A 17068-nucleotide genomic window follows, 5' to 3' on the forward strand; every position below is an offset into this window, starting at 1 on the left:
ACCCTTCCGGTGGCGGCATCACCCCGTTTCATCCCCAAGAATTAGAGAGACCCGAGCCCATGACGCCTTCCACCGCGCAGTTTTTCGTTCCCAGTCTGATCGCCGCCGCCCTGGCCAGTGCAGCCCTGCCCGCACAGGCCGAAGAGTCAGGCTTTGTCGAAGGCGCCAAGGTCAACCTGAACCTGCGCAACTTCTACATCAACCGCAACTTCACCAACCCGACCAAGGCCCAGGGCAAAGCTGAAGAATGGACGCAAAGTTTCATTCTCGACGCCAAGTCCGGGTTCACCCAAGGCACCGTCGGGTTCGGCATGGATGTGCTGGGGTTGTACTCGTTGAAGCTCGATGGCGGTAAAGGCACGGGCGGTACGCAACTGCTGCCACTGGACAGCGACGGTCGCCCGGCGGACAACTTCGGGCGCACCAACGTGGCGTTCAAGGCCAAGTTGTCGCAGACCGAAGTGAAGGTTGGCGAATGGATGCCGGTGCTGCCGGTCCTGCGTTCGGACGACGGTCGCTCACTGCCGCAAACCTTCCGTGGCGGGCAGATCACGTCGAAGGAAATCAACGGCCTGACCCTCTACGGCGGCCAATTCCGCCAGAACAGCCCGCGCGACGACAGCAGCATGGACGACATGTCGATGACCGGCAAAGCGGCGTTCACTTCCGACCGTTTCAACTTCCAGGGCGGTGAATACCTGTTCAACGAGAAACGCACCCAGATCGGTGTGTGGAATGCCGAACTGAAGGACATCTACAGCCAGCAATTCATCAACCTGACTCACAGCCAACCGATCGGCGACTGGACCCTGGGCGCCAACCTAGGGTTCTTCTATGGCAAGGATGACGGCAGCGCCCGCGCCGGCGAGCTGGACAACAAAACCATGTACGGCCTGCTTTCGGCCAAGTACGGCGGCAACACCTTCTACGTCGGCCTGCAAAAACTCACCGGCGACAGCCCGTGGATGCGGGTCAACGGCACCAGCGGCGGCACACTGGCCAACGACAGCTACAACTCCAGCTACGACAACGCCCGGGAAAAATCCTGGCAAGTGCGCCACGACTACAACTTCGTTGCCCTCGGCGTGCCTGGCCTGACGCTGATGAACCGCTACATCAGTGGCGACAACGTGCACACCGGTACGATTACCGATGGCAAGGAATGGGGACGTGAATCGGAATTGGGCTACACCGTGCAGAGCGGCGCGCTGAAAGACTTGAACGTGAAATGGCGCAACTCGACCATGCGCCGGGATTACAGCAACAACGAGTTCGATGAGAACCGGGTGATCATCAGCTATCCGATTAGCCTGTTGTAAATTTCACCACCACCATCGCGAGCAGGCTCGCTCCCACATTAGACCGCGTCCGCCATGGCAACTCGGTCAACTGTGGGAGCGAGCCTGCTCGCGATGGCGTCAGCTCAAACACCGCTGAATCCAGAGATCACTCCCGCGATTCAACCCCCAACTCATCCCACACCGACTCCGCCAGGTGGATCGTCGCGTTCGCTGCCGGAATGCCGCAATAGATCGCACTCTGCATGATCACTTCCTTGATCTCGCCACGGCTGACGCCATTGTTGGCGGCGGCACGCAGGTGCAGTTTGAGTTCGCCCTCGCGGTTCATGCCGATCAGCATGGCGATGGTGATCAGGCTGCGGGTGTGGCGTGGCAGGCCGGGGCGTGTCCAGATGTCGCCCCAAGCGTGACGGGTGATCATCTCCTGAAACTCCGAGTTGAACTCGGTCAGGGCGGTCAGGCTGCGGTCGACGTGGGCGTCGCCGAGCACCGCGCGGCGGACTTTCATTCCCTCGTCGTAACGTTGTTTCTCGTCCACAAAAAAATCCTCAATGAGCCGACAGAAACGCCAGAACCCGCTCGCTGAACGCGCTGCCGGCCTGGACGTTGGACAGGTGCGCGGCATAAAACTCAGCGTATTCGGCGCCCGGCACATGTTCCTGAATGAAATGCCCGCCGGACGGCGGAGTGACCGCATCCTGAGCGCCGGCGATCACCAGCAATGGCGCCTTGATCGACGACAACTGATCACGGAAATCGGCATCGCGCACCGCCGCACAGTTGGCTGCGTAGCCTTGCGGCGAAGTCGCCGCGAGCATGTCGGTAATCTGTTTGGCCGCCTTCGGGTTGGCCTCGGAGAAGTCCGGAGTGAACCAGCGTGCAATCGACGCGTCACGCAGGGCAACCATGGCCGCCTGACCATCGCGCAGCACCATTTCAATGCGCGGATTCCAGATCGACGGATCGCCGATTTTCGCTGCGGTATTGCAGACGATCAGCTTGTTCAGACGATCGCCGGCATTGACGCCCAGCCACTGACCGATCAACCCGCCCATGGACAATCCACAGAAATGCGCACGCTCGATGTGCAAGGCATTGAGTAGCGCCAGCACGTCGTGGCCCAGTTGCTCGATGCTGTACGGCCCCGGCGTCACCAGCGATTTGCCGTGACCGCGAGTGTCGAAACGCAGCACGCGGAAATGCTCGGTGAATGCAGGGATTTGTGCGTCCCACATGTGCAGGTCAGTGCCCAGGGAGTTGGACAGCACCAGCACCGGCGCATCGACCGGTCCATCGAGTTGGTAATGCAGTTCGCCATCGGCGAGTTGAACGAAAGCCACAGCAATCTCCTTCAGGCAGTCAATGCAGAATGTTCGGACACCGCTCGCTCGACCCAGGTTTTGGCCTGGCCGAGGTAATAAGCGGGGTCCAGCAGATGATCGAGTTCGGCGGCCGACAGTTCGGCAGTCACTTGCGGTTCGTCGCCAAGCACCGCACGCAGATGACGCTGTTCGGCCACGGCGCGTTTGCAGCATTGCTCCAACAGATGATGCGCGGTATCGCGCCCCACCCGTTGTGCGAGAACGATGCTCACCGCTTCGGCGAGCACCAGGCCTTGGGTCAGGTCGAGGTTGCGCGCCATGCGTTGGGCGTCCACTTCCAGACCCTGGGCGACCAACAGCGCTTGTTGCAGGCTGCCGGACACCAGGCAGCAAATCTCCGGCAGGGTTTCCCACTCGGCATGCCACAACCCAAGGCTGCGCTCGTGTTCCTGGGGCATGGCGCTGAACAGCGTCGAGAGCAAACCCGGTACGCGAGTCGCCGCGCCGATCAGCACAGCAGCCCCTACCGGGTTGCGTTTGTGCGGCATGGTCGAGGAACCGCCCTTGCCTGGCGCCGACGGCTCGAACACTTCGCCCGCTTCGGTTTGCATCAACAGGCTGATGTCGCGACCGAATTTTCCGAGGCTACCGGCGATCAGTCCAAGCACCGCGCCAAATTCCACCACGCGATCGCGTTGGGTGTGCCATGGCTGTTCAGGCAGATTCAGTTGCAGCTCTTCGGCCAACGCCTGGGCAATCGGCATGGCCTGATCACCGAGCGCGGCGAGCGTCCCGGAAGCACCGCCGAATTGCAGCACCAGCAGGCGTGGCTTGAGTTCGATCAGACGCTGGCGACTGCGTGTTACCGCGCCCAGCCAACCGGCGATTTTCATGCCGAGGGTGACCGGCGTGGCGTGCTGCAACCAGGTGCGTCCAGCCAGCGGCGTGGCCGCATAACGCTGAGCCTGAGTCGCCAGAGTCTGCCCCAATTGCGCCAGTCCTTTCTCGATCAGTTCCAGCGCCTGGCGCAGTTGCAGCACCAGGCCGCTGTCCATCACATCCTGACTGGTCGCGCCCAAATGTACGTAGCGCTCGGCTTCGGCATCCTTCGTGGCGATCTGCTTGCCCAATGCCTTGACCAACGGAATCGCCGAATTCCCCGCCGTGGCAATCGCCTCGCCGAGGGCTGCAAAGTCGTAATGCCCGGCCTGACACGCCGCCATGATCGGCGCCACCGCCGTCTGCGGAATCAAACCGACCCGTGCTTCGGCCCGGGCCAACGCTGCTTCGAAATCGAGCATGGCCTGGACCCGGCCCTGATCGCAGAACACGTCGCGCATATCTCGGGCAGTGAAATAGGCATCGAACAATTGATTGCCCGGTCGCTGGTTCATAAACAGTCCCTGGAGGCGCGGGCCGGTGAGGCCCGCGTAAAGATCAAAGATCGTGGTGCAGATACTTCGCCTGTCTCGGCAGACGCAGGCTGAACAGGAACGCGATCGCCATCATCACCGTCACGTACCAGTAGAAGGAGTTTTCCATGCCCACGGCCTTGAGGCTCAAGGCCACATATTCCGCCGAACCGCCGAAGATTGCATTCGCCACCGCGTACGCCAGGCCAACGCCCAGTGCGCGCACTTCCGGTGGGAACATTTCGGCTTTCACCAGGCCGCTGATCGAAGTGTAGAAACTGACGATTGCCAGCGCCACGGTGATCAATACAAACGCCAGGAACGGGCTGCTGACGCTTTTCAGGCTCAGCAAAATCGGCACGGTGCACAAAGTGCCAAGGGCGCCGAACCAGAGCATCGAGTTACGTCGGCCGATCTTGTCGGCGAGCATGCCGAAGATCGGTTGCATGCACATGTAAAAGAAAAGCGCGCCGGTCATGATGTAGCTGGCGGTCTTGGCGTGCATGCCGGCGGTGTTCACCAGGTACTTCTGCATGTACGTGGTGAAGGTGTAGAAAATCAGCGAGCCACCGGCGGTGTAACCCAACACGGTGATGAACGCGGCTTTGTGGTCGCGAAACAGCGCCTTGATGCTACCGGCATCCTTGTTCTCGCGCATTTCCTTGCTGGTGGTTTCTTTCAGCGAACGACGCAGGAACAGCGAAATCACCGCCGCCACCGCACCGACCACGAACGGGATCCGCCAGCCGTAGGCACGCAATTCGTCTTCATTGAGGAACTGTTGCAGGATCACCACCAGCGACACCGCCAACAGCTGGCCGCCAATCAGGGTCACGTACTGGAACGACGCGAAGAACCCGCGCTGGCCCTTGAGCGCGACTTCGCTCATGTAGGTCGCTGTGGTGCCGTACTCGCCACCCACCGACAAGCCTTGCAGCAAGCGAGCGAACAGCAACAGGATCGGCGCCCAGACGCCGATGCTGGCGTACGTCGGCAGGCAGGCGATCAGCAAAGAGCCGAAGCACATCATCAGAATCGAGATCAGCATCGAATTCTTGCGCCCGTGCTTGTCCGCGACACGGCCGAAGATCCAGCCGCCAATCGGCCGCATCAGGAACCCGGCGGCGAACACCCCCGCGGTGTTGACCAACTGCACCGTGGGGTTGTCAGACGGGAAGAACGCCGGGGCGAAGTAGATCGCACAGAAGGCGTACACGTAGAAGTCGAACCATTCGACGAGGTTGCCGGACGAAGCGCCGACAATGGCGAAGATCCGCTTGCTGCGTTCTTCGCCCGTATAAAGAGCTGTAGGTGCTGTGGGCGTTGTCATTGTTTTTTCACTCAATGGGGACAGTGAGAGTCTAGACACACTTTGCAACAGTCCCGTTCCGCAGATAGATCAGCAACATAAACCCCTGTAGGAGCGAGCCTGCTCGCGATGGCGTCGTATCAGGCGATATCAATGTTGTCTGATACACCACTTTCGCGAGCAGGCTCGCTCCTACAGGTGTTGCGGTGTTCACTTAATAATCGAAAAACACCGTTTCCGCATCGGTACCCTGCAGAATCACATTCCACTGGTACACACCCGCCGCATCCGGCTTGGCCAGCAGCGTCCCGCGACGTTCGACCGGTACGCATTCCAGCAGCGGATCGTCGACGTTGGCCGGCTCGCCATCAAAGTAGATGCGCGTCAGCAGGTGCTTCACCAGGCCACGGGCAAACACCAGCACGACAAGGTGCGGCGCCTGGGTCGAGCCCTTCAGGCCTTCGACCGTACCCGGTTTGATCGTGGTGAACCGGAAACGCCCTTCAGCGTCCACCGGCACCCGGCCAAAACCTTCGAAATTCGGGTCGAGGGGTTTGTCCTGTTCGTCTTCCGGATGGTCGTACTTGCCGGCAGCGTTGGCCTGCCAGACTTCCAGCATCGCGTCGTTGACGACATCGCCGTTGCCATCGACCACTTGCCCGGAGATCGCCACGCGCTCGCCCAGGGTTTGTTCGACGGTCAGGTTTTCGCGGTTCAGCCAGGTCAGGCCGATGTGATAGTACGGCCCGACGGTGTGGGACGTGGTCGCAGTCAGCGTCATCTTATTTCTCCATCGGCGTGGCATCGCGGCCGCGCAAGACGATGTCCCAGCGATAACCGAGGGCATAGGAAGGGATGGTTTTTTCCAGATCGAACGTGGCGATCAAACGCTCTTTGGCGCGGGTATCGGGCACGCAGTTGTAGATCGGGTCATACGCCAGCAGCGGGTCGCCCGGGAAATACATCTGCGTGACCAGACGCGTCAGGATGCTCGGCCCGAACAGCGAGAAATGGATGTGCGCCGGGCGCCAGGCGTTGTGGTGGTTACCCCACGGATACGCGCCAGGCTTGATGGTCTGGAACTGGTACCAGCCATCGGCGTCGGTCACGGTGCGACCAGTACCGGTGAAGTTCGGGTCCAGCGGCGCGTCGTGCAGATCACGGGCATGGGCGTAGCGACCGGCGGCGTTGGCCTGCCAGATCTCCACCAGAATCCCCGGCACCGGCAGACCGTTCTCATCCAGCACACGGCCGTGGATGATGATGCGCTCGCCCTGCGGCTCACCTTCGTGTTGAGCGGTCAGGTCGTTGTCTTTCTCATTGACGCGCTCGGCGCCGATGGTCGGACCGGTGATTTCCGACAGTGAGTGCGGCAAGAACACCAACGGCTTGGACGGCGAGCGCAGGTTGGTGGATTGGTAGGTCGGGTGCAGGTATGGCGGTTGAGTGCCTTCCTGCGGACGACGGTAACCAGGCTTGTCAGTCATGAAACATTCCTCTGTTCTTATAAATCGTCAGAGCGCGTCAGACGCGCTCGATCGCCAAAGCCAGACCTTGGCCGACGCCGACGCACATGGTCGCGAGACCTTTCTTGCCACCGGTTTTTTCCAGCTGATGCAACGCGGTCAACACCAGACGCGCACCGCTCATGCCCAACGGATGGCCCAACGCAATGGCGCCACCGTTAGGGTTGACCTGGGCCGCGTCGTCGGCGACTCCCAGCTCACGCAACACCGCCAGGCCTTGGCTGGCGAAGGCTTCATTGAGTTCGATCACGTCGAAATCGCTGACCGCCACACCGAGGCGCTCGATCAGTTTGCGCACCGCGGGGACCGGGCCGATACCCATCACGCGTGGTGCAACACCGGCGCTGGCCATGCCCAGCACTTTGGCGCGAGCGGTCAGACCGTGTTTTTTCACTGCTTCGGCTGAAGCCAGGATCAACGCGGCGGCACCGTCGTTCACGCCCGAGGCGTTGCCGGCAGTGACGGTTTTGTCGGGACCATTGACCGGTTTGAGTTTAGTCAGCGCTTCCAGCGTGGTGTCGGCGCGAGGATGCTCGTCCTGGCTGACCACGGTTTCACCCTTCTTATGGCTGATGCGCACTTCGACGATTTCTTCGGCGAAAAAGCCTGCGGCTTGCGCGGCGGCGGTGCGTTGCTGACTGCGCAGGGCAAACGCGTCCTGATCGGCGCGGGACACCTTGTAGTCGTCAGCCACGTTGTCGGCGGTTTGCGGCATCGCGTCCACGCCGTACTGGGCTTTCATCAACGGGTTGATGAAGCGCCAGCCGATGGTGGTGTCTTCCAGCTTCATGTTGCGCGAAAACGCCGCATCAGCCTTGCCCATCACGAACGGCGCACGGGACATCGACTCGACACCACCGGCAATCGTCAGCTCCATTTCGCCACTGGCGATGGCGCGGAACGCGGTGCCGATGGCGTCCATGCCCGAAGCACAAAGACGATTGAGCGTTACGCCCGGAATGGTTTCCGGCAGGCCCGCCAGCAGCAGCGCCATGCGCGCCACGTTGCGGTTGTCTTCACCGGCCTGGTTGGCGCAGCCGAGGAACACCTCGTCCACCGCGTTCCAGTCCACCGACGGATTGCGCTCCATCAAGGCCTTGATTGGCACGGCGGCCAGGTCGTCGGCGCGAACGGTCGACAAGCCGCCGCCAAAACGGCCGATGGGGGTACGAATCGCATCGCAGATATAAACGTCACGCATCAAGCTTCTCCTGGGGTTTGGCCATGGGCGGCAGCGGTACGGGCTTCAAGATCACGCAGTGCGGTGAGTTCAACCTCGGACGGCTCCGCGGTGATTGCCACGCTGTCGGCAAAACGGATCGGCCAACCGGTGGCGGCGACCACTTGCTCGCGGGTCACGCCCGGATGCAATGCGGTGACCACGAATTCGTGGGTGCCCTCTTCCGGCTCCATGGTGCACAGGTCGGTGATGATCCCGACTGGACCAGCGCCGGGCAGGCCGAGACGCTTGCGCGAGTCGCCGCCTTCACCGTGGCCGACCGAAGTAATGAAGTCGAGCTTGTCGACGAAGGAACGCGACGATTGCTTGAGGATGATCAGCACGCTCTTGGCGGAACCTGCAATCTCCGGCGCGCCACCGGCACCGGGTAGACGGACTTTTGGTGCGTGGTAATCGCCAACCACGGTGGTGTTGATGTTGCCGAAACGGTCGACTTGCGCGGCGCCGAGGAAACCGACGTCAATGCGCCCGCCCTGCAGCCAGTAACGGAAAATCTCGCCGGTCGGGACCACGGTGTCGGCGGTTTCCGCCAACTCACCATCACCGATCGACAATGGCAACACGCTCGGCTTCGCACCGATCGGACCTGATTCGTAGATCAGCACGACGTCCGGTGAAGACGTCAGGCGCGCCAGGTTGGCGGCTTTCGATGGCAGGCCGATACCGACGAAGCACACCGAACCGTTCTTCAGACGGCGAGCGGCGGCGACGGTCATCATTTCATTGGTGGTGTAAGTCATGACTTCGCCTCCGAAGCGGCGGCCAGTTTGGCCTGGAACTCGCTAAAGTCTGCGCTGCCATGGATGTACTCGTTGATCCACGCGGTGAAGGTGTCACGGTCGCGGGCAATCGGGTCCCAGGCTTGATAGAAGCGGTTGTCGCGTTCGTTGTAACCGTGGGCGTAGGACGGATGCGCGCCGCCCGGTACATGGCAGACCGCGCTCAAGGCCCAGGTCGGCAGCACGCAAGAGTTCATCGGCGCGTTGAGGTCGTCGACGATTTCTTCAACGGTAACGATGCAACGCTTGGCGGCCAGTGCGGCTTCTTTCTGCACGCCGAGGATGCCCCACAGCAGCACGTTGCCCTTGCGGTCGGCTTTCTGCGCGTGGATCACGGTGATGTCCGGGCGAACCGAAGGCACCGCGGCCAGCACTTCACCGGTGAATGGGCAGGTGACCGATTTGATCAGCGGGTTGACCTTCGGCAGGTCGGAACCGGCGTAGGCACGCAGCACCGCGAACGGTAGGCCGGAAGCGCCGGCGACGTAGGCATTGGCCAGGTCGGCGTGGCTGTGTTCTTCGATTTCCAGCGCGCGTGGCCACTGCTTCTCGACCGCGTCACGCAGACGATGCAGCGAACCGACGCCCGGGTTACCGCCCCAGGAGAAAATCAGCTTGCGGGCACAACCGGCACCGATCAACTGGTCGTAGATCAGGTCAGGGGTCATCCGCACCAGGGTCAGATCTTTCTTGCCCTGACGAATGATTTCGTGACCTGCCGCCGTAGGGATCAGATGGGTAAAGCCTTCGAGCGCAACGGTATCGCCGTCGTTTACGAACTGCTTCACCGCGTCGTGCAGCGAAAGAATCTCAGCCATTGGGGCAGGCTCCCATTTGGTATTAACCGACAGTGAAAAAAAGGCGCCGATGCGCAGCGCCTCAATGACTGCAGATTAAGCCTGTGAAAAATGCCAAACAATCCGATAATCGACTGAGTGTTCGTTTATCGAACACATTGTTGTCTGGCTACCGATCGTCGCTCAAGTCGCGTCCGCATGGCTGACCATGCCCTTGATCACCACCGCCGTGGTCGCCAACGCTGCCGGAATCACCAATGCCGTCAGCACTTGCTCGAAGTTCCAGCCCAGGCCCAACAGCGTCGCGCCCATCCAGGCGCCGAGGATCGCGCCAAAGCGGCCGATGCCGAGCATCCACGACACACCGGTCGCACGTCCCTGAGTCGGATAGAACCGCGCAGCCAGCGACGGCATCGCCGATTGAGCACCGTTGACGCACATCCCGGCTACCAGCACCAGAGTCGCCAGCAACGTGATGTTGCCCAGGCTCTGCCCTACCGCGTAGGCAAATACCCCGGCCAGCAGGTAGAAAATGCCGATGACCTTGTGCGGATTGAACCGGTCCATCGCCCAACCTACGCCCACCGCGCTCAGTACACCGCCAAACTGGAACAGTGCGCCGATGAACGCTGCTTGCTCCATGCTCGCGCCGCTGTCGCGCATCAGGGTCGGCAGCCAACTGGTCAGCAGGTAAACGATCACCAGGCCCATGAAATAGGTCAGCCACAGCAGCAACGTGCCGACGCTGTAGGTGCCGGAGAAGATCACCGCAAACACGTTGCGCGCCTTCACGGTTTTCTGTTCCGGCACGCTGAAGCTCGACGCTTGGGCTACGACGGTTGGGTCGATGGGCGCCAGGGTCTTGCGCACCTTGTCGGTGCCACGGTTACGGACGACGAGATAGCGCGCCGACTCCGGCAGCCAGAACAGCAGGACGACCGCAAGGATCAACGGCAAAATCCCGCCGATCAGCAACAGGCTGTGCCAGCCGAATGCCGGGATCAGCTTGGCCGAAATGAATCCGCCACCGGCCATGCCCAGGTTGAAACCACAGAACATGCTGGTCACCAGCAGGGATTTCTTGCGTTCCGGGGTGTACTCCGACAGCAGCGTGGTGGCGTTCGGCATGCCCGCGCCCAAGCCCAAACCGGTCAGAAAGCGCAGCACCAGCAATTGATCGACGTTGGTGCTGTACGCCGAAGCCAGGCTGAAGGCGCCGAACAGCAATACCGCGCCCACCAGCACGACTTTTCGCCCGAAGCGGTCAGCCAACGGGCCGGAGCCCAGTGCACCGAACACCATGCCGATCAGTGCCGCACTCATCACCGGGCCCAGGCTGGCGCGGTCAATGCCCCAGTCCTGAGACAGCGCCGGCGCAATGAATCCCATGGCCGCGGTATCGAGGCCATCGAGGAAGACAATCAGGAAACACAGGATCACCACCCGCCACTGATAGCGCGAAATGGGTTGAGCATTGATGAAGGACTGCACGTCTAGGCAGTTACCTACAGCGGACTGAGGCTGGTTCATTATTTTTATCCATGTATCACAGTCAAACGGGGAGCCAGCCAACGCTGGCGCAGCCGCGACAGTAATGATCCGGAGGAAACAGCGTCAATTCGCCGGACGCAACTCTGTGCGTTTATCGAACACCTTAGGCAAACAGCTGAGCGCTGAGGTCGCGACTGGCGCTTAACAAGCCGGGAAGAAAGCGTTGTTCCAGTTCGTTGCGGCTGACCCGCCCGGCATGGGTGCTGACGTTAAGGGCCGCGACCACTTGACCGGAGGCGTCGTACACCGGGACGGCAATCGAGCGCAGGCCTTGCTCTAGCTCCTGATCGACGATGCACCAGCCCTGTTGTCGAACTTCCTGAAGGCATTCGAGCAGCGCTTCGGGTGTGTGAATGGTTCGGCTGGTCTTGGCCTGCATGTCGGCGTGATCAAGGTATTCGCCGAGCGACGTGTCATCCAGCGCGGCGAGCAAAATCCGGCCCATCGACGTGCAATAAGCCGGCAAGCGCCCGCCCACCGAAAGGTCGACCGAAATCAGGCGCTGGGTCGTCGCCGAACGGGCGATGTAGAGGATGTCGTCGCCTTCCAGGGTGGCCATGTTGCAGGCTTCGTGCAATTGCTCGCTCATGCGGTCCAGGTACGGCTGAGCCGAAACCGCGAGTGGCGTCGAGGATACGTAGGCATGGCCGAGGGTCAGCACTTTGGGCAGCAATGAATAGGTGCGACCGTCGGTGGTGGCATAACCGAGTTTGATCAGGGTATGCAGGCAACGTCTGACAGCGGCGCGAGGAATTTCCGTGCGGTGGCTGATCTGGGCGATGGTCAGGTGCCGTTTGCGCTCCTGGAATGCCTGCACGACAGCCAGCCCACGCGCCAGCGAGGTCATGAAGTCCGGGTCACCGGTCATGGCCTGGATCCGCTTGGCGGGCGAAGCGACGATCGGAGGTGCGACTGAAGCGAAGGAATTGCGCAGTTGATCGTTCATTTAAGGTCCTTTTCCCACACGGATCAGCGCCTATTACAAGCGCCATGGACCCGGTAAACAAGACCGGGCAAGCAACATCGGGCGATTATCGAACCATCGACCGATAATCGCAATCGACTGATCCCACCTTTGCAGCCATCAACAGACGGGATTACGACCCTCTCATTACATATTTTTGCCGAGGCCGGAATGCAGACTTAAAGGCAGATGTAGTTGCCACTAAGTTGTTCGACTTAATGGCGCCAGAAAGGCATCGCTGCACCGTGACCCTAGCCAATGCGCTAGTTGACAGTAAAAGTTACGAGCAACAAAACAATCACACATCAAGATCTACTTTTAACTGTTTGGCGATAGTGTTCTGTGAATCGCTCGCTATAATGCAAATCAGTAGCCAGACGGTTTTTTACTCGCCGTTCCCGCTACCTGGTGGCGCGATGTCCCATCGCCGCTGCCTCCGGCAAGCGCCCTACGCTGACTGCATTCGCATCGCCAATGCGCTCGCCGAAACAGGAATCTGATGCTACGTCAGCTATTTGCCTCTGGTGCCGTGGCCGCCTGCAACATGGACGTATTGATCGCCCTGCCGTAAAAACAATGCCTGCATGGGCCTTGTCCTTTCGACGAGCGTGGTCAATACATTGAACGCAGCGCGTTTCACCAGAATTTATCTCAACTCAATCAGGTAGCACTGTGACGAAAGACGAACTGCGCGTGGAACTTGAGCGCCAGGAACAACGTTACAAGGAAGTTTACGGCGGGGAAGTCACCACCTACGCCGCCCAGCCCGAACCGGAACGCAAGCCCTGGCGTAAACGCGCCACCGTTCAGGATCAGGTTTTCAAGCAAGAACTGGAAAAAATGGAAAAGGAACTCAAAACCGAAGAGCCATGACGACCTCGGTTTGAATCCCTCCAAGGGTCTGCGTTTGCACCCGGTAAAAGCGGGATGCATCGATGTTGCCTTTCGCGCCCGCTACAAGCGGGCAGCGGCCACCTTGATCATCTGACAGGGTAAAAGGCTCATAACTGACCCTGTTCTCAGAATTTTCATACAAGCGAACAAGCCCGTCCTCCAGGCTTGCGAAACCCTTGTAGCAAAAGCGTTTTCGAATAAATTCAATGACTTGCAACCCCTGAAAAAACACGGGGACCGAAGCTACGGTCCCAAGAAAATTCGTTGAAGAATGTTACCGACGAGCAGCTAGTGCATTGATTGGCACGCTTTTCTGGCATAATCCCGCCCCCCTTATGACCGGGTCAGAAAACCTTCATGATCGATTTATTCAGCGGACTGGATGCTTGGGTGCTTGTGAGCCTCCTGCTCGCCCTGACTTTTGTCCTCGCCTTCGAGTTCATCAACGGATTTCATGACACCGCTAACGCGGTAGCCACTGTTATCTACACCAAAGCGATGCCGCCTCATCTGGCAGTGTTCTTTTCCGGTGTGTTCAATTTCCTCGGCGTGTTGCTGGGCGGCGTTGGCGTGGCGTATGCCATTGTCCACTTGCTGCCGGTGGAACTGCTGATCAATGTGAACACCGGTCACGGACTGGCGATGGTGTTCTCGTTGCTCGCCGCAGCCATCACCTGGAACCTGGGCACCTGGTACTTCGGTATCCCCGCTTCCAGCTCCCATACGCTGATCGGTTCGATCCTCGGCGTGGGCCTGGCGAACGCCCTGATCAACGAAATTCCGTTGGCCGATGGCGTGAACTGGCAGAAAGCGATCGATATCGGCATGTCGCTGGTGTTCTCGCCAATGGCAGGTTTCCTGATCGCCGCGCTGATCCTGATCGGTCTGAAATGGTGGCGTCCGCTGTCGAAGATGCACAAGACCCCGGAACAGCGCCGCAAGATCGACGACAAGAAACACCCGCCGTTCTGGAATCGCCTCGTGCTGGTGATCTCGGCCATGGCCGTGAGCTTCGTGCACGGTTCCAACGACGGTCAGAAAGGTATCGGCCTGATCATGCTGGTGCTGATCGGTATCGTGCCGGCGCAGTTCGTTCTCGACTTGAACAGCACCACGTACCAGATCGAGCGTACCCGCGACGCCACCCTGCACCTGAGCCAGTTCTACCAGCGCAATTCCGAAACCCTGGGCGAGTTCCTGGCCCTGGGCAAAAGCGTGGAAGGTGACCTGCCGGAGAAATTCCGTTGCAACCCGCAACAGACCGAACCGACCATCACCGCCCTGCTGGGCACTCTCAAGGGCGTAGCCGACTACCACTCGCTGCCGTCTGAAAGCCGCATCGAAGTGCGTCGCTACCTGCTCTGCCTGGATGACACGGCGAAGAAGGTCAGCAAGCTGCCAAGCCTGGCCCCTCGTGAAAAGGCTGACCTGGACAAACTGCGCAAAGACCTGACCACCACCACCGAATACGCGCCGTTCTGGGTGATTCTGGCGGTCGCACTGGCCTTGGGCCTGGGCACCATGGTTGGTTGGAAACGCGTGGTACTGACCATCGGCGAGAAGATCGGCAAGCAGGGCATGACCTATTCCCAGGGCATGTCGGCGCAGATCACCACTGCCAGCCTGATCGGCATGGCCAACATCTTCAGCCTGCCGGTGTCGACCACCCACGTCCTGTCCTCGGGCGTAGCCGGCACCATGGTCGCCAACAAAAGCGGCCTGCAGGGCGGCACCGTCAAGACCATCCTGCTGGCCTGGGTTCTGACCCTGCCGGCAACCGTGGCCCTGTCGGCCGGGTTGTTCTGGTTGGCGTCGAAGGCACTCGGCAGCTGATAAGCCGCCGAACGAAAAAGGCGCGCTCCGCAAGGACCGCGCCTTTTTTATTACCGAATCTTCGCGACATCACAAATCACGGCAGGAGCTGCCGCAGGTTTGCGCGTATCAATTTTCAGGATCGAGTAGGAGGCGGGGTTGCCCCCGCCGTCCTCTCACACCACCGTACATACGGTTCCGTATACGGCGGTTCCTGCCTACTGACATACAACGTCAGCGAGCTTGGTTCCGTTGATGTGTCGCCTGTGGTATCTAAGCGCCCAGACCGGCCCTCGGAGCTTCCGGCTCCTACCTCCTGATGGTCTCGACCCCCGCTATGCGGTGTTTCTGCTTTACGCTCCAACAGAGATCACACCCGACTATCCACTCATGGCAGGTTCAGCCCTTCGTTACTCCGGTGTCGAGCAACTACTACGGCCTCTGCTGACTTCTGTCGCCCATCCCGTCATCTCGCGACGCCGGTAGCACATGGCAGGCTATACAGATCTCCCAGGGTGATTCGCGCGACCTTCCTGCTTATGCCTGTCGGATCTACGTCACAGCGTTCCGTGCAAGTATTGGGCTTTGAAGATATTGGCCTTCTTACCCCGCTGCACCGCCTAATCCGCTTCCTGTTCGTCAGGCCAGCATTTTGCCTCGGGCTTCCTTCAGATTCGCAGTCACCCGCGACACCCTTGCCTCTGGCTAACACTTCCCCTTGCCGGGTGTGTAGAGGACTTTCACCTCCAAGTCACCAGCGTGGCCACCACAGCCAAGCTGGTTGCGCTTACGCGCAACGCGCCATGCCTGGCGCACCAAAAAAAAGGTTCTCCACGGAATCCCGGGAAACACAGAAACAAGAACGCCGATTTGATTGATGATGTTCGTGCGAGCAAACACATCTAACAAACCGGCGTTCTTATGCGCGATATTAATACTTTCCTTCCGTTTTGGGAGGGCTTTTCTGTCGTCACGATCAAGCCTGAGGGTGATGCCCTACGGATCGAACTGACTCCTCACGCCACCCGATTTCCTTCCTGTGGCGGCTGCCAAAAGCCTTGTTCAACCACTCATGAGTATTGCGAGCGAACCGTTCGCGATTTGCCCATTCTCGGCCGCGCGGTACGCCTCAGCGTGCTGCTCAGGCGCGTTGGCTGCCGCGACTGTGGCAAACGCATGGAGGCCGTGAGTTGGCTGGATCGCTATGCGCGCATGACACGCCGCTTGGCTGATGCGGTTATTCAGGCCAGCGAACGCCTTCCCACCCTGCACGTGGCCCAGATGTTTGGGCTGCATTGGGACACCGTGCGGTTGCTGGAGCGTCGGGCCTTGCAAGCGGCATTGAGCGAGTTGCCGACGGCTCAACCACGACGCCTGGTGATGGATGAATTCGCGCTGTTTAAAGGGCATCGCTACGCCAGTGTTGTGTTGGATGCCGATACGCGACGAGTGCTATGGATCGGCGAAGGTCGCAGCCGGGCGGCAGTTCGGCCCTTTTTCGAAGAGCTTGGGCCAGAGGGATGTGCTCGAATCGAAGCGGTGGCAATGGACATGAACACTGCGTTTGACCTGGAGGTTCGTCAGCACTGCCCGAAAGCGCGTGTGGTCTACGACCTCTTTCATGTGGTGGCCAAATATGGCCGAGAGGTCATTGACCGGGTCCGCGTCGACGAAGCTAACCGATTGCGTCATGACAAGCCGGCTCGCAAGGTCATCAAGCAGGCGCGATGGCTATTGCTGCGCAATCCACAGAATCTGAAAACGCCGGAACAGCAGGTTCGCTTGCAAGATTTGTTGGCGGCCAACCAATCGCTGATGACGGTGTATTTGATGAAGGCTGAGCTCAAAACACTCTGGACACCGAGTGCTGCCTGGGCTTGGCGATCGGCCTGGAAGCAATGGCTGCGCCATGCTCATGAAAGCGAACTACCGGCACTGATCCAGTTCGCCAATCGGCTGAAGGCTTACTGGCGAGGCATCGTCAGTCGGGTTCGCTGGCCGATGCACACAGGGCAGTTGGAAGGTATAAACAATCGAATAAAGGTCATCAAACGGATGGCGTACGGTTACCGGGATAGCGAATTCTTTTTCATGAAGATCAAGAGCGTCTTTCCCGGTAATCCGTGAAGAACCAAAAAAAAGGGCAACCGAAGTTGCCCAA

Annotated in this window: 15 protein-coding genes; 4 read left to right on the forward strand and 11 right to left on the reverse strand. The window is 59.9% G+C overall.

Going from position 1 to position 17068, the window contains the following annotated elements:
* The first annotated feature begins 59 nt into the window (after positions 1-59).
* On the forward strand, positions 60-1319 hold the full coding sequence (locus ACNYC6_RS06950) for an OprD family porin (RefSeq protein WP_419711673.1): 1260 nt from the start codon (positions 60-62) through the stop codon (positions 1317-1319).
* Positions 1320-1446: 127 nt separating this feature from the next.
* Here the strand turns inward: ACNYC6_RS06950 and pcaC are convergent, their stop codons facing one another.
* From pcaC to pcaR, 11 genes are all read right to left on the reverse strand, one after another.
* Entirely contained in the window at positions 1447-1839 is a 393-nt protein-coding gene (gene pcaC / locus ACNYC6_RS06955; protein ID WP_419711674.1) for a 4-carboxymuconolactone decarboxylase, read from the reverse strand.
* A gap of 10 nt (positions 1840-1849) precedes the next feature.
* A complete protein-coding gene (gene pcaD / locus ACNYC6_RS06960) occupies positions 1850-2641 on the reverse strand; it encodes a 3-oxoadipate enol-lactonase (protein WP_419711675.1) in 792 nt (263 codons plus the stop codon).
* A gap of 11 nt (positions 2642-2652) precedes the next feature.
* Positions 2653-4017 carry a 3-carboxy-cis,cis-muconate cycloisomerase gene (locus ACNYC6_RS06965; RefSeq protein ID WP_419711676.1) on the reverse strand — a complete coding sequence of 455 codons (1365 nt, stop codon included), beginning with the start codon at positions 4015-4017 and terminating at the stop codon, positions 2653-2655.
* Positions 4018-4060: 43 nt separating this feature from the next.
* Complete coding sequence (locus ACNYC6_RS06970; RefSeq protein WP_419711677.1) at positions 4061-5365, reverse strand: MFS family transporter; 1305 nt, start codon at positions 5363-5365, stop codon at positions 4061-4063.
* 193 nt (positions 5366-5558) lie between these two features.
* The gene (gene pcaG / locus ACNYC6_RS06975) at positions 5559-6125 is read right to left on the reverse strand and encodes a protocatechuate 3,4-dioxygenase subunit alpha (RefSeq protein ID WP_419711678.1); all 567 of its coding nucleotides are present in this window, start codon (positions 6123-6125) and stop codon (positions 5559-5561) included.
* Between the two features lies 1 nt (position 6126).
* On the reverse strand, positions 6127-6831 hold the full coding sequence (pcaH, locus tag ACNYC6_RS06980; protein WP_419711679.1) for a protocatechuate 3,4-dioxygenase subunit beta: 705 nt from the start codon (positions 6829-6831) through the stop codon (positions 6127-6129).
* Positions 6832-6868: 37 nt separating this feature from the next.
* Entirely contained in the window at positions 6869-8074 is a 1206-nt protein-coding gene (pcaF, locus tag ACNYC6_RS06985; protein ID WP_419711680.1) for a 3-oxoadipyl-CoA thiolase, read from the reverse strand.
* Complete coding sequence (locus ACNYC6_RS06990) at positions 8071-8850, reverse strand: CoA-transferase subunit beta (RefSeq protein WP_419711681.1); 780 nt, start codon at positions 8848-8850, stop codon at positions 8071-8073. The genes pcaF and ACNYC6_RS06990 overlap by 4 nt, the downstream gene beginning before the upstream one ends.
* Complete coding sequence (locus tag ACNYC6_RS06995; RefSeq protein ID WP_419711682.1) at positions 8847-9707, reverse strand: CoA transferase subunit A; 861 nt, start codon at positions 9705-9707, stop codon at positions 8847-8849. The genes ACNYC6_RS06990 and ACNYC6_RS06995 overlap by 4 nt, the downstream gene beginning before the upstream one ends.
* 162 nt (positions 9708-9869) lie before the next feature.
* Positions 9870-11216, reverse strand: coding sequence for an MFS transporter (locus ACNYC6_RS07000; protein ID WP_419711683.1), 1347 nt, complete (start codon positions 11214-11216; stop codon positions 9870-9872).
* Between the two features lie 124 nt (positions 11217-11340).
* Positions 11341-12183 (reverse strand): pca regulon transcriptional regulator PcaR, encoded by an 843-nt coding sequence (pcaR, locus tag ACNYC6_RS07005; protein WP_419711684.1) that lies wholly within the window; start codon positions 12181-12183, stop codon positions 11341-11343.
* 690 nt (positions 12184-12873) lie between these two features.
* Here pcaR and ACNYC6_RS07010 point away from each other — a divergent pair.
* The 3 genes from ACNYC6_RS07010 to ACNYC6_RS07020 all read left to right on the forward strand — a co-directional run bounded on the left by ACNYC6_RS07010 (position 12874) and on the right by ACNYC6_RS07020 (position 17034).
* On the forward strand, positions 12874-13074 hold the full coding sequence (locus ACNYC6_RS07010; RefSeq protein ID WP_419711685.1) for a hypothetical protein: 201 nt from the start codon (positions 12874-12876) through the stop codon (positions 13072-13074).
* Positions 13075-13452: 378 nt separating this feature from the next.
* Positions 13453-14928: an inorganic phosphate transporter gene (locus tag ACNYC6_RS07015; protein WP_419711686.1), complete on the forward strand. Its 1476-nt coding sequence runs from the start codon at positions 13453-13455 to the stop codon at positions 14926-14928.
* Positions 14929-15828: 900 nt separating this feature from the next.
* Positions 15829-17034, forward strand: a complete 1206-nt coding sequence (locus ACNYC6_RS07020) for an ISL3 family transposase (protein ID WP_419709226.1) — start codon at positions 15829-15831, stop codon at positions 17032-17034.
* The last annotated feature ends 34 nt before the right edge of the window (positions 17035-17068 follow it).

The sequence above is a fragment of the Pseudomonas sp. NFX224 genome, from assembly GCF_048565165.1.
Lineage (GTDB): Bacteria > Pseudomonadota > Gammaproteobacteria > Pseudomonadales > Pseudomonadaceae > Aquipseudomonas.